Source organism: Streptomyces sp. NPDC001393 (assembly GCF_053597455.1).
Window position 1 is genome coordinate 154,372 of the sequence record NZ_JBSFIH010000008.1, and the last position, 12,234, is coordinate 166,605.

Annotated in this window: 12 protein-coding genes; 6 read left to right on the forward strand and 6 right to left on the reverse strand. The window is 71.8% G+C overall.

Features of this window, described 5'->3' with window-relative positions; translation table 11 throughout:
* Positions 1-73: 73 nt before the first annotated feature.
* Positions 74-769 carry a L,D-transpeptidase gene (locus ACWC2T_RS12610; protein ID WP_450670336.1) on the forward strand — a complete coding sequence of 232 codons (696 nt, stop codon included), beginning with the start codon at positions 74-76 and terminating at the stop codon, positions 767-769.
* Positions 770-832: 63 nt separating this feature from the next.
* Here the strand turns inward: ACWC2T_RS12610 and ACWC2T_RS12615 are convergent, their stop codons facing one another.
* Entirely contained in the window at positions 833-2,035 is a 1,203-nt protein-coding gene (locus ACWC2T_RS12615; RefSeq protein WP_450670337.1) for a Gfo/Idh/MocA family protein, read from the reverse strand.
* Positions 2,036-2,162: 127 nt separating this feature from the next.
* On the opposite strand from ACWC2T_RS12615, the gene ACWC2T_RS12620 reads away from it, so the two are divergent.
* Together ACWC2T_RS12620 and ACWC2T_RS12625 are read left to right on the forward strand one after the other, a co-directional pair.
* Positions 2,163-3,311 carry an ROK family protein gene (locus ACWC2T_RS12620; protein ID WP_450670338.1) on the forward strand — a complete coding sequence of 383 codons (1,149 nt, stop codon included), beginning with the start codon at positions 2,163-2,165 and terminating at the stop codon, positions 3,309-3,311.
* Between the two features lie 99 nt (positions 3,312-3,410).
* Positions 3,411-3,596, forward strand: a complete 186-nt coding sequence (locus tag ACWC2T_RS12625; protein ID WP_356315144.1) for a hypothetical protein — start codon at positions 3,411-3,413, stop codon at positions 3,594-3,596.
* Between the two features lie 117 nt (positions 3,597-3,713).
* On the opposite strand, the gene ACWC2T_RS12630 is transcribed toward ACWC2T_RS12625, so the two are convergent.
* Complete coding sequence (locus ACWC2T_RS12630) at positions 3,714-5,108, reverse strand: S1 family peptidase (protein ID WP_450670339.1); 1,395 nt, start codon at positions 5,106-5,108, stop codon at positions 3,714-3,716.
* A gap of 329 nt (positions 5,109-5,437) precedes the next feature.
* Positions 5,438-5,578 (reverse strand): hypothetical protein, encoded by a 141-nt coding sequence (locus ACWC2T_RS12635; RefSeq protein ID WP_450670340.1) that lies wholly within the window; start codon positions 5,576-5,578, stop codon positions 5,438-5,440.
* Positions 5,579-5,668: 90 nt separating this feature from the next.
* Between ACWC2T_RS12635 and ACWC2T_RS12640 the strand changes: the two genes are divergently transcribed.
* Positions 5,669-6,847 (forward strand): MalY/PatB family protein, encoded by a 1,179-nt coding sequence (locus ACWC2T_RS12640; protein ID WP_450670341.1) that lies wholly within the window; start codon positions 5,669-5,671, stop codon positions 6,845-6,847.
* A 69-nt stretch (positions 6,848-6,916) separates the two neighbouring features.
* The gene (locus tag ACWC2T_RS12645; RefSeq protein WP_450670342.1) at positions 6,917-7,303 is read left to right on the forward strand and encodes a PPOX class F420-dependent oxidoreductase; all 387 of its coding nucleotides are present in this window, start codon (positions 6,917-6,919) and stop codon (positions 7,301-7,303) included.
* A gap of 93 nt (positions 7,304-7,396) precedes the next feature.
* Here ACWC2T_RS12645 and ACWC2T_RS12650 read toward each other — a convergent pair whose 3' ends face one another.
* The gene (locus ACWC2T_RS12650) at positions 7,397-7,816 is read right to left on the reverse strand and encodes a Zn-ribbon domain-containing OB-fold protein (RefSeq protein ID WP_450670343.1); all 420 of its coding nucleotides are present in this window, start codon (positions 7,814-7,816) and stop codon (positions 7,397-7,399) included.
* Positions 7,817-7,977: 161 nt separating this feature from the next.
* Positions 7,978-8,724: a TetR family transcriptional regulator gene (locus tag ACWC2T_RS12655; protein WP_450670344.1), complete on the reverse strand. Its 747-nt coding sequence runs from the start codon at positions 8,722-8,724 to the stop codon at positions 7,978-7,980.
* Positions 8,725-8,933: 209 nt separating this feature from the next.
* Between ACWC2T_RS12655 and ACWC2T_RS12660 the strand changes: the two genes are divergently transcribed.
* Positions 8,934-9,779, forward strand: coding sequence for a hypothetical protein (locus ACWC2T_RS12660; protein ID WP_450670345.1), 846 nt, complete (start codon positions 8,934-8,936; stop codon positions 9,777-9,779).
* On the opposite strand, the gene ACWC2T_RS12665 is transcribed toward ACWC2T_RS12660, so the two are convergent.
* Complete coding sequence (locus ACWC2T_RS12665) at positions 9,766-12,183, reverse strand: polysaccharide lyase 8 family protein (protein WP_450670346.1); 2,418 nt, start codon at positions 12,181-12,183, stop codon at positions 9,766-9,768. The two genes, ACWC2T_RS12660 and ACWC2T_RS12665, sit on opposite strands and share 14 nt — an antisense overlap.
* Positions 12,184-12,234 lie beyond the last annotated feature (51 nt).

The following is a 12,234-nucleotide window of genomic DNA, read 5'->3' on the forward strand; positions in this document are numbered from 1 at the left end:
GCCGACATCGTGGGAATCGCGCAGGGAGGCACCCGGGGCAGGCCCTGGGCGACAAGGGGAGACGGAGATGCACATGGGGGACATTCGCAGACGAGGCCTCGTCGCGCTCGGCGTCACGGGACTGGTGGCGCCGCTGACGCTCGCCCTCACGGCCGCACCGGCCCAGGCCGCCGGCTGCACCACGCAGACGGGGCCGTACCAGAAGCAGGTGGAGAAGTTCCTCGGCCGGCCGGTCGACGGCAGGCAGTCCGCCGCCGACTGTCAGGCCATCCAGGCCTTCCAGAACAGGCACGGCATCACGCCCGCCATCGGCTACGCCGGATCCGTCACCTGGGGCGTGATGGACCTGATGAACAAGCAGAAGGCCGTCGGGAACAACCCGGACAAGGACGGTGCGTGCCCGGTGAACAAGGGCCGGATCGCCTGCGTGAACCTCACGCTCCAGCTGAGCTGGATCCAGGACGGCAGGAAGCTCGTCTACGGACCGGTGCCCGTCCGCACCGGCCGCAAGGGCTATGTCACCCGCACCGGCCTGAAGAAGATCTACTGGCGGGACCTCCACCACGTCTCCACCGTCTACAACGTGCCGATGCCCTACAGCCAGTTCTTCGACGGCGGCCAGGCCTTCCACTCCGTCAACCTGAGCATGTGGAACCCGCCGGGCTCGCACGGCTGCGTCAACATGACGACCAAGGACGCCAAGGCGTACTGGTCGCTGCTGAAGACGGGCGACGACGTCTTCGTCTACGGCCGCAAGCCGGGCACCTGAGCAGCACCTGAGACAGCAACTCGGCAGCACCCGAGCGGTCCTGAGCCGTCGCCGCCCGGAGCCTCACCCCTGCGGCGCGTCCCCGAAGTCGGGGATCGCCAGCCGTACGCCGCCCTGCCGCGCGGACTCGTGCGCGATGATGCCCGGCAGGGTGTAGCGGGCGGCCACCCATGCGTTCACCGACGGCAGCGAACGGGTGTTGACCGCGGTGACGAAGTCGTCCACGAGGAAGTGGTGGCTGCCCTCGTGGCCGTTGTGCAGCCGGTCGAACTCCCGCGGCAGCCGGGACCGGTCGTGCACCGGCGCCGAACCGGAGGTGAAGGCGGCCCGCAGCTCCGGCGCGATGTGCGCCAGGGACGGATCGTCGGGGGCCAGGGTCGGCTTGGGCTCCAGCAGCTCGCTGATGTCCTTCACCCCGTTCTTGTCCTGCCACAGCGCCACCGTCGCCAGCTGCTCCATGCTGGCCTCCGTACCGAAGAACCGGAACCGGGACTCGCGGAGGTGCGAGGGATAGCCGACCCTCCGGAACTCGTTCGTACGGAACGATCCGCCGCCCGCCACCTCGAACAGCGCGGTCGCGTTGGACACATCGTTGTCGAACTGGCTGACCGAACGATCGAAAACGCCATCCCCGCGATCGTCCCGCACCCCGATCGCCGACACGCTCACCGCGTGGGTCCGCCAGGCCCCCAGCACCCCGCCCACCGAGTGCGTCGGGTACAGCAGCGGTGGATAGCTGGCGGTCGCCTTCCAGTTCTCGCCGCCGCTGTACTGGTACGCCTCGTAGAAGCCGAGGTCCATGTCGTGGACGTAGTCGCCCTCGGCGTAGAACAGCCGGCCGAAGGCGCCCTCGGCGACCTGGTTGCGGGCGTGCACGGTCGCCGGGTTGTACTGGCTGGTCTCACCCATCATGTACGTCAGCCCGGTCGCCCGCACCGCGTCGATGATCGCCGATATCTCCTCCGCGGTGATCGCCATGGGGACGGCGGAGTAGACGTGCTTGCCCGCGCCGAGACCCCGCAGGACCAGCGGGCCGTGCGTCCAGCGCTGGGTGAAGATAGCGACCGCGTCGACCGCCCGCGCCTCCAGCATGGCCTCGTACGACGGGAAGGTGCCGGCGAGACCCTGCGCGGCGACGAGCCGCTCGGCCCGCTCGGGCAGCAGGTCGGTGACATAGACGTCACGGACGCCGGGGTGGGCCTGGAACAGCGTGGCGAACTGACCGGAGAACTGTCCGGCGCCGACGATACCGAGAGAGAAAGTCATGCCGATTACTTTTGACGCGGAAGAATCAGATCGTCAAGAGGGCGGCGATGTTCGTGCTACGCGCTGCAGGTCCGCTAGGGTGAGGCTGATTACTTCTGAGGTGGAATAAAAGGAGGGTCTGGAGTCCATGGCCAACTGGCTGCCGCTGAGCTCCGCGGAGCGTTCCGTGGCGATCGAGGTGCTCGTGCACGGGCCCCTGTCCCGCACCGAGCTGGCCCGGCGCCTCGGGCTCTCCCAGGGCAGCCTCACCCGGCTGACGAAGCCGCTCCTGGAGTCCGGGCTGCTGGCCGAGGCCCCCGAGGTGGCCGGCCAGGCCCCGGCGCGGCAGGGCCGTCCGTCGCAGCCGCTGGACGTCGTGGCCGACGCCCGCTCCTTCCTCGGCTTCAAGATCACCGGAGACATGGTCTACGGCGTCGTCACCACACTGCGCAGCGAGGTGACCGGAAGGCTCGACCGGCCGCTGACCACGCACGACCCGGACGCCGTCGCCGCGCTGCTCGCGGAGATGGCGGCCGCGCTGACCGAGGGGCGCCCCGCCCCCGCGGGCATCGGCGTCGGGGTGGGCGGGCTGGTGCGCGAGCGCGCGGTGGTCGCCGAGTCGCCGTTCCTCGGCTGGCGGGACGCGCCGCTCGCCGCACTGGTCCGGGAGCGCACCGGGCTCCCGGTCGTCGTGGAGAACGACGTGGCCGCCCTGGTCGAGGCCGAGACCTGGTTCGGCGCGGGCCGCGGACTCGACCGCTTCGCCGTCCTGACCATCGGCGCCGGTATCGGCTACGGGCTGGTGCTCGGCGGCCGGCGGGTGCCGTTCGCGGAGGAGGGACGCGGCTTCGGCCGCCACTGGATCATCGACCCGAACGGCCCGCTCACGCCGAACGGCACCCGCGGCAGCGCCGTGTCGCTGCTCACCATCTCCAGCATCGAGTACCAGATCCGCGCCGCCACCGGCCGTGACACCACCTACGAGGAGATCCTCGCCGATGCCGCCACGGGGGAGCCCATGGCCTCCCGGGTGATCGATGAGGCCGCCCGGGCCCTCGGTACCCTCGTCGCGCAGATCGCCAACTTCGCGATGCCGCAGAAGATCCTGCTCGCCGGAGAGGGGGTCGGCCTGATGGATGTGGCCGGGAACACGGTCCGCGAGACGATCGGCGCCCACCGGCATCCGCTCGCCGACCCGGTCGGCCTGGAGACGAAGGTCTCCGACTTCCACGACTGGGCCCGGGGTGCCGCGGTGCTGGCGATCCAGGTGCTGGTACTGGGTGAGGGCCAGGTGTGAACTCCCGCCTCACGCTTGACAGATCGACGTGATGAGCACCACGTCCGTAATGTCCGTATGGGGTGGGCTTACTCACAGCGCCTTCACCTCGATCGGCATATGCTTCACAGCATGTCCACCACTGTTGAAGCCGCCCCCGAGCGCTCGGCCGCGGAGGTCAACGAGGAGATCAGGGCCTTGTGGCGCCGGTCGGGCGGGACACTGACCACCGAGCAGCGCGCGGAGTACCAGCGCCTCGTGATGGAGTGGGCCGCAGCGACCCCGCGGTCGCAGCAGGCCGCCTGACCGGCCTCGCGCGGACCGCGCCGTACCCCCCAGGGCACCCGTGAGCGCACGGGTGCCCTTCGCATGCCGCCTGCGTCGGCTCGTCGCCCGGGTCTCAGCCCCAGGTCCGCCCGGGTTTCAGCCCCAGGTCGCCGAGTAGTACCGCTGATAGGCCTTGCGGTCCTGTTCGGCCCGTATGTAGCGGGTCGCGACCAGCGCGATCAGACTGCCCGCGATGACCAGCAGTCCGGGACCGACGTTGCGGGTGTCCGTCAGCCGAGCCAGCAGCGTCTCGCCCTGCGCGCCCGTCACCGGCGCCGCGGAACCGGGCGCGGCCGCGCTCGGCGCCACCGCGCCCTGCGCGGCCGGGGCGGACGGCGCGGGGGAAGGGGCCGCGCTACGGGCGGCACCACCGGCGTTCTGCGCCGACACGATCAGCTTGACGTTCAGCGCCGCAAGCGCCCGCGTCACCGGCTGGAAGAACGTCGTCCCGCCCGCCGTGCAGTCACCGCTGCCGCCCGAGGTCACACCGAGCGCGATCCCGTCGGAGAACAGCGGCCCGCCGCTGTCGCCGGGTTCGGCACACACGGTGGTCTGAATCAGCCCGGTGACCGTCCCCTCCGGGTAGTTGACGGTCGCGTTGAGCGCGGTGACCGTCCCGTCGTGCAGGCCACTGGTACTGCCGCTGCGGAACACCCGCTGCCCCACCGCCGCATCGGCGACCCCGGTGATCCGCACCCCGTTGCCGCCGCCGATCGCGACGACGTCGGCGCCGGCACCGGCCTTGCCGGAGGCGTACTGCACGAGTGAGAAGTCATTGCCGGGAAAGGTGCTGCTCACCGTCCGGCCGAGCTGCTGGTTCCCCTGGTTGTCGGCGAACCAGGTCGATCCCGCGGGACCGCAGTGACCGGCGGTGAGAATGAAGTCGCTCTGTCCGTTGGTCACGTTGAACCCCGCCGAGCAGCGGCCACCGGTCGACAGGATCGGCTGGGCGCCGTTCAGTCGCGTGGTGAACGTGCCCTTCGTGCGCTCCATCCGCACGAAGTTCCCTATCTTCGCGGCCACTTGGCTCATCCTGGACCAGTCGCCCGCGGACACCGTGCTGTCCGCGCTGACCAGGACCCGGTTGGTCCGGTAGTCCACCGCCCACGCGGTGCCCGCCACGCGCGGCGCCGAACGCAGCGTGGCCGTCGCCGACTTGAGCTCGTCCATGCTGTGCGGCACGATCTTCGCCTCGGCGCCCGCGCGCCGCACGTCCCGCGCCGCCGCCTCGTCGGTCACCGCCACGACCGGCCGCCCGTCGGCGCCGATCCAGTTTCCCGCCGTCCGCGCCGTGCCGAGCCGCGCCACCAGCGCGGCCCCGGTGTCTCCGGCGCCGGACACGCCGGATGCGGCGGCGAACGGTCTGCCGGCGGCCGTGGGTGTCTCGCTCGCCATGGCCGCCTGGGCGACCATCGCACCGCCCAGGAGGAGTCCGCCGACCGCCGCCAGTCGTGTCACCCGCCTGACGATCCGTCGTCGTGCGTGCCGCATGCAGGGCTCCCGAAGCCGAACCGAACCCGCGCCGCCCCGTGCGGCGGCGCGGAGCCCTCGGATCGTCGAGGGCCCGCACCTCCATACGCGGCCCACGGCCCGGGCGTTCAGCGACACCGGCGATCCCTGTTCGGTCGCGCTCGTCCGTTGCGGCTTCCTGCCGGGCGGTGGTCGGCTCCTACGGGATTCTGTCGGCCTGTGCCCGGCGCTTGCGGGGTCTCTTCTGCGGCGCTCGGCCGTCGCGGGATCCCACCGGCCCGTGGTCGGCCCCTGCGGGACCCTGGCGGACTATGGTCGGCCTCTGCGAGACCCTGCCAGCCCCTGCGGGCTCATGCTTGGCCCTTGCGGGGTCCTTCCAGGATGCGGGCACGCAGCGACACGGCCACGTCGTCGGTGGCTGCCGGGTTGTCGGTCACGTGGGTCAGCTCCTGGGTACGGATGAGTTGCCGGACGAGGAATACACCGTTCAAGACGCAATCTAGACGCCCGAGTTGATCTCTGCTCGCCTCCCGGGTGTTCGGTCGTTCCCCCGCCCCGTACGGGCTCCTATCGTGAGCCCCATGACCCGCATCCCGCACACCACTCCCGGCGACCCCGATCCGCTGCACGCCCTCGGCCTGGAGCAGCTGCGCCGACGTACGAGCATGAAGTGGCGCACCTACCCCGAGGACGTGCTGCCGTTGTGGGTGGCGGAGATGGACGTACCCCTCGCCGGACCCGTCGTCCGCGCCGTGACCGACGCGCTGGCCCTCGGCGACACGGGATACCCGTCCGGCACCGCCTACGCCGAGGCGCTGGCCGCGTTCGCCGCCGAACGCTGGGACTGGGACGGCATCGCCGTCGAGCGCACCGCGATCGTTCCGGACGTGATGCTCGGTGTGGTCGAGATGATCAAACTGGTCACCGGGCCCGGCGATCCGGTGATCGTCAACCCGCCGGTCTATCCGCCGTTCTTCCAGTTCATCACCCACATGGACCGCCGGGTGGTCGAGGCCCCGCTCGGCGCCGACCTGCGCATCGACCCGGCCGGCCTGGAGGAGGTGTTCCGGGCGGCGACCGCCGGGACCGGCCGCGCCGCCTTCCTGCTGTGCAGCCCGCACAACCCCACCGGCACCGTGCACACGGCGGACGAACTGGCCGTCGTCGCGGCCCTCGCCGAGCGGTACGGGGTCCGGGTCGTCGCGGACGAGATCCACGCCCCGCTCGTCGCTCCCGGCGTCACCTTCGTGCCCTACCTGAGCGTGCCCGGCGCCGAACGCGGCCTGTCCCTGATGTCGGCCTCCAAGGGCTGGAACCTGGCCGGCCTCAAAGCCGCCCTCGCCGTCGCCGGACCCAAGGCCGCCACCGACCTCGACCGGCTGCCCGAGGAGGTGAGTCACGGCCCCAGCCACGTCGGCGTCATCGCCCACACCGCCGCGCTGCGCGAGGCCACCGGCTGGCTGGACGCCCTGCTGGCGGGGCTGGAGGCCAACCGGAGCGTGCTCGCCGGTCTGCTCGCCGAGTACCTGCCCGCGATCCGCCTGCACCCCGCCGAGGCCACCTATTTGGCCTGGCTCGACTGCCACGCCCTCGGCCTCGGCGACGACCCCGCGCAGGTCTTCCTCGACCGCGGCCGGGTCGCCGTCAGCCCGGGCCCGTCCTTCGGCACCGGCGGCGCGGGGCACGTACGGCTGAACCTGGCGACCTCCCCCGAGATCCTCACCGAGGGAGTGCGGCGCATGGCCGCCGCCCTGGACTGACCGAGCGGGTCTCCCGAGCATGTGACCGAGCCGGTCCGCCGGTCGGGGCGGCCTCCTAGACTGCCGTGCATGGACGACTCGCGGCTGGACCGGCTCGGCTCCGGCAAGTACCTGCTCGTGACCAGCCACCGCAGGAACGGCACCACGGTCGCCACCCCGGTCTGGGTGGTCCGGGACGGTGACACGCTCGGTGTCTGGACGGCCGCCGACAGCTTCAAGGTCAAACGGATCCGCCGCCGCCCGGACGTCCTCGTCGGCCCGTGCGACCTGCGCGGCAACCCCACCGGCGACCAGGTGCCGGCCACCGCGGAGATCACCGACGCCGCCACCACCGCCCGCTACCGGGACCTCATCGCCCGCAAGTACGGCATCGTCGGCCGCCTCACCCTGCTCGGCAGCCGGCTGCGGCGCGGCCTGGACGGAACGGTCGGGATCCGGGTGACCCTCACGGAGTGAGGACCGTGACAGCCCCGGGCCGAACAGCCGCTCACCGCAAGGGAGTTGGTCCTGGGGCTGTGGCCCCCGTGGGGGCCGGTGTGGACGGCGCCGTCAGGTCCAGGCGCCCCGGTACGGCTCGTCCAGCAGCTGGAAGACAGGCTCGCCCCGCACCGGATCCTGGGCGGTGGACAGCCGGACCCGGTCGCCGCTGTGGATGCCGACCGGCGGGCCCATGACCCGCCCCCGTACGACGAACCCCTCGGCCATCTCGATCAGCGAGACATTGCGCGCCGCGGGCGTGTTGCGGTGCACCACGGTGGAGTGCCGGACCGTCCCGACACCCTCGCTGCGCTCCGTGCGCAGCTCGCTGCCCTGGCACACCGGACACAGCAGCCGGTGGTACATCGCGGTGCCGCACCAGGTGCAGCGCTGGAAGACGATGGCGTCCCTGGAGTCCGCGGAGACGGGATCGAGGAGACCCGCCGCGGAGCCGGCCGCCGGATACGAGACGTTTGCTGAGTAGTGGTACACGCTGGTCAACTCCCTGCGCTCGGCCGGAATCCCGCGTGTCCGGCGCGCACCGGGCACACGCGTGCGCGGCGGCTGCGCCACCTTGCACGCCCGACAGAGTATGGCACTCAGTGTCACTCGTAAAGGCACTGCGTACCCCTATTTCGCGGAAGCGGGGTGCGTCAGGCGCGGCCGAGCGCCGTCTCCAACTCCTGCACCACCCGCCACAGCGGGGCGTCCCGGCGGGAGACCAGCACCACCACGTCGTCCGGACGGCCCGCCTGCTCGCCCGCCGGCAGCGGACCGGTCCGGGCGGGTGCCGCAGCGGGCTCGGCGGTGTTCCCGAACGCCCGCTGCACATACCCCAGCGCGTGGTCCACGGCCGCGCCCGCGTCGCCCAGACCGTCCGAACGCAGCCAGGAGCGCAGGGCGTTGTTGTGCGCGGCGACCACCGCGGCCGCGACGACATCCGCCCGCAGCGTCCCGTCCGGCCGGCCCGCGAACCGCCCGCGCAGGTACTCGGCGAGCGCACGCTCGTAGCGCCACACCACCGACAGCTCGTAGGCCCGCAGGCCCGGCACCTGCTTGGTGAGCCGGTAGCGCTGCACGGAGAACGTCGGGTTCTCCGCGTACATCCCCAGCACCAGCCGGGCCGCGTCGCACACCCTCCGCACCGGTTCGTGCTCCTCGTCGCTCGCGGCGAGGAAGGCGGTCATGTCGGCCAGGCAGCGCTCGTGGTCGGGGAAGACCACGTCCTCCTTGGAAGGGAAGTAGCGGAAGAACGAACGCCGGCCGACCCCGGCCAGGGCCACGATGTCGTCCACGGTGGTCTGCTCGTACCCGCGTTCCAGGAAGAGCTGGAAGGCCGCCGCAACGAGGGTGTCGCGCATCGGCGGCTTCACGGCCGGCGCCGCGCTGCTGGAGCTCATGAAGGGGAACGTAGCACCCGGACGAGTATGGTGACACTCAGTGCAGTCCGAGTGGGCGTGCCGGGGAACTGAGTGCTGTGAGAGCAGTCGCAGCGGGTGCGGAGGTCCGGGCCGGGGACTGGAGCGTGCAGGCTCCGACGTAACCTTTCTGCACCGCATGCCGCGCCCCCGCCGTCCCAAGGGGCCGCACCCGCCCGAGGAGACCCCGTATGCCCGCCGCCCGCCCCCGCCTGCTCTACGTCACCGACCTGGCGTACGAGGCCCGCGGACGTCGCTACTGCGACGAGGACATCCTCCTCACCTCCCGGCTGCGCGACCGGTTCGACCTCGCCCTGTGCCATCCGCTGGACGCCGCCGCGCTGATGGACGGATTCGACGCCGTGGTCGTCCGCAACAGCGGGCCCGTCCTCGGCTACCAGCGCGCGTACGACGCCTTCCGCGCCCGAGGACTCGCCACCGGCGCCCGCGTCTACAACCCGCTCACCGGCAAGGCGGACATGGCCGGCAAGCAGTACCTGCTCGACCTGAGCGCCGCGGGCTTCCCCGTCATACCGACGGTCGGCCGCGCCGAGGAACTGCACCTGCTGCCGGCCGCCGAGCGGTACGTCGTCAAGCCCATGCTCGGCGCCGACTCCCTCGGCCTGAGGATCGTGCCCGCCGGCCAGGTCGCCGCGCTCGCCACCGGCCAGGTCCTGATCCAGCCCTGCGTCGACTTCGTCCACGAGGTGTCCTTCTATTTCGTCGACGACGACTTCCAGTACGCCCTCCACGCCCCCGACCCGGAGCGCCGCTGGGAGCTGAAGCCCTATGCGGCCACCGCCGCCGACCTGGAGTTCGCCCGGCGTTTCATCGACTGGAACGACCTCGGCCACGGCATCCAGCGCGTCGACGCCTGCCGCACCCGCGACGGCGGCCTCCTGCTGGTCGAACTCGAGGACCTGAACCCCTATCTGTCCCTGGAGGCCCTGCCGGAGGAGGCCAGGGACGCCTTCGTCGCCGCGTTCACGGCGTCCCTGGGCCGGTTCGTGCAGCGGGAGGCGCTCAGCCCAGCCTGACGGTGACCCGCTGGGTGACCCCGGCCGTCTGTGTGAGGTCGCCGAAGACGAGCGTCAGGATGGCGCCGGTGGTCGCCGAGACGAGCGTGCCCGGTGCGGACGTCACCGCGCAGGCGGCCCGCCGCCAGGTCAGGGTGAGGCTCGTGCGCATGCGCATCGGATCGCTCACCGCGATCACGGCGGTGCCGTCCTCGTTCTCGCTGATCATCACGGAGCACGGATCGCTCGCGGTGAGCGTTCCGACCGTTCCGCCCAGCCAGAAGTTCACCCCCGTGAACCCGAGCGAGGCGACGGCCACCCCCTGCCCGCTGTTGGTGTTGGCGAGCACGGTCAGCCAGTGCGGGTCCGCGGCCCGCGCCCGCGTACGGGCCGCGGTGGCGCCCGGCAGCAGGAGATAGGCGTACGACGCGTTCACCGGATCGGTGCCGTGGTCGACGTACATCGTCAGGTACTTGCGGTTCAGGACGGTGGCCGAGCCGCCCTTGTTGATGGTGCTCCAGCTGCCGTCCCGGGCGTCGCGCAGGGCCCGCACGGTCGCCCCGCCGGGGAAGACATAACCGCCGTGCCCGCCGATGTGCGCCCACTTCGCCCCGGTGAGCGTCGCCGACCAGGGGTAGGAGGCGGGCCGGACCGTGCCGTCGACGGTGAAGGGGGCACCGCCGGTGGGGCCGAGGTTGCGGTTCTCGACCGTCGTCTCCACGGCCGTGCCGTCGGCGCAGCTGATGCCCGCGCCGAGACAGACGACCGTGTCGTCCAAGAAGAACCACGACTTGTTCGCCACAAGCGTCGACTGCAGGCCCCTGAGGTACTGCCCGACGGCCGCTCGCCGTCCGTCCGTCGCGCCGCCCACCCAGCTCACGTCCGGCTTCGGGGCGCCCCAGTCCCCGCCGGCCTCGTCCGCCAGCGCCTTGCGCGAGACGGTCGTGCCGGGCAGCCGGTAGGGGTCGACGGTGGGCCAGAAGGCGTCGCTGTACTGGCCGCCCGCGAAGGTGTCGCCCCACCAGTAGAGCATCCCGGAACCGGTGTGCCAGCCGCGCAGATTCTCGCCGTTGCCGGTCTCGTAGTACGTGATCCGTTTGTCGGCCATGCTCAGCGCGGCCGCCCAGCCCGGTCCGCGGTGCGTGGCCCGTGCCATGGACGGGAACAGCCGGTGCCCGGAAGGCTCGGCCGCCGCCGTCACCGACCCGTCGTCCTGCACGCCCTTGAGCCGGGCCAGATGCGGCAGGCTCAGCACCGGGTCGGCGAGCGGCGGGCTGTAGTGGTCGCGCTGCATCCAGCCCTTCACCAGAGCACGCCAGCGGGCGTTCTCGGCCGCGCTCGCCCCCTGCCCGAGCAGCACGATCGAGCCCAGGATCGGATGGCCGCGCAGATGGTCGTCCTGCTGGATCTGCTGGGGGTCCGCGGCCGAGAGCCCGCGGCTGATCGCCCGGCCCGCCACGGCGTCCATCACCAGGCCGTTGTGGAGGAACGGCGCCCAGGCGTGCTCCACCGCGTCGAACACGATCTGCCGGTTCGGATCCGTCACCTCCCAGCTCGAACCCGCCAGCAGCGCGAACAGCAGCCCGAGACCGCCGAGCAGGACCGAGCCGTAGGAGCCGGTGTACGGCACGGTGGTGTGCTGGATGAACGAACCGTCGGCGTACAGGCCGTCGCCGGAGGTGACGTACGGGAACACGGGGGAGAGGGCGTCGCGGGCCAGGGCGACCTTGGCCGCGCTCGCCCCGACGACGCCGCGCAGCACCAGCACCCGGCACAGGTCGACCCGGTTGGCGCCCGTACTCGTCCCGCTGTAGCTCGCCACCGCCGAGTCGGGCACGAAGTGGTCGACGGCGGCGAGGTACCCGGCGAGCCGGTCGGGCGGCAGGGCGTCGTACATCAGCACGCACACGTCCAGCAGCGCCTGCGGGGCGCCGATCTGCCAGCTGTACCAGTTTCCGTACCGGGTCCGGTCCGCGTTGTAGACGTCGTCGTGGAGGTGGTCCAGGCCGGTGAGGACCGCGTCCCGCAGATCCGCGTCGCCGGTCAGGCCGGTGCCGGGCTGGCAGTACGCCTGCGCGAGCGTGCTCAGCCGGGTGTAACTGGTGTTCATGTTGCCCGAGTAGCCGTACGACTCCTGGTCGGTGTCCGGGTCCGGGTCGGCGTAGACCAGGTCGGGCCACAGGGAGCCGGGGGCGGGGGCCATCGTGGCCCGGTACCGGCCCGCCGTCGCGCCCAGGTCGGCGAGCCGGCTCCGGAACGGTTCGGCGGCGGGGTCGAAGCCCTCGCCGAGGATCAGGGTGCGCCACCTCGCCCGGAGCGTCGCGAACTCGTCCGACGCCGCGAACGCCCGGGTCCTGAGACCCAGGGCGACAGCGGTTCCCGAACAGACGGCCAGAAAACCACGGCGGGACCAAGGAGTCGTCATGACGGCGCTTTCTAGCACGCGCTTTCTCAAACGCTCAACACTCCTTTCGGA

What these genes read in the sequence shown, in the direction of transcription:
- ACWC2T_RS12660 (WP_450670345.1), top strand. Translation starts at nt 8,934, where the DNA reads ATGCCCGCCGCCCGCCCCCGCCTGCTCTACGTCACCGACCTGGCGTAC.
- ACWC2T_RS12625 (WP_356315144.1), top strand. Translation starts at nt 3,411, where the DNA reads ATGCTTCACAGCATGTCCACCACTGTTGAAGCCGCCCCCGAGCGCTCG.
- ACWC2T_RS12645 (WP_450670342.1), top strand. Translation starts at nt 6,917, where the DNA reads ATGGACGACTCGCGGCTGGACCGGCTCGGCTCCGGCAAGTACCTGCTC.
- ACWC2T_RS12655 (WP_450670344.1), bottom strand. Translation starts at nt 8,724, where the DNA reads ATGAGCTCCAGCAGCGCGGCGCCGGCCGTGAAGCCGCCGATGCGCGAC.
- ACWC2T_RS12630 (WP_450670339.1), bottom strand. Translation starts at nt 5,108, where the DNA reads ATGCGGCACGCACGACGACGGATCGTCAGGCGGGTGACACGACTGGCG.
- ACWC2T_RS12615 (WP_450670337.1), bottom strand. Translation starts at nt 2,035, where the DNA reads ATGACTTTCTCTCTCGGTATCGTCGGCGCCGGACAGTTCTCCGGTCAG.
- ACWC2T_RS12640 (WP_450670341.1), top strand. Translation starts at nt 5,669, where the DNA reads ATGACCCGCATCCCGCACACCACTCCCGGCGACCCCGATCCGCTGCAC.
- ACWC2T_RS12620 (WP_450670338.1), top strand. Translation starts at nt 2,163, where the DNA reads ATGGCCAACTGGCTGCCGCTGAGCTCCGCGGAGCGTTCCGTGGCGATC.
- ACWC2T_RS12665 (WP_450670346.1), bottom strand. Translation starts at nt 12,183, where the DNA reads ATGACGACTCCTTGGTCCCGCCGTGGTTTTCTGGCCGTCTGTTCGGGA.
- ACWC2T_RS12610 (WP_450670336.1), top strand. Translation starts at nt 74, where the DNA reads ATGGGGGACATTCGCAGACGAGGCCTCGTCGCGCTCGGCGTCACGGGA.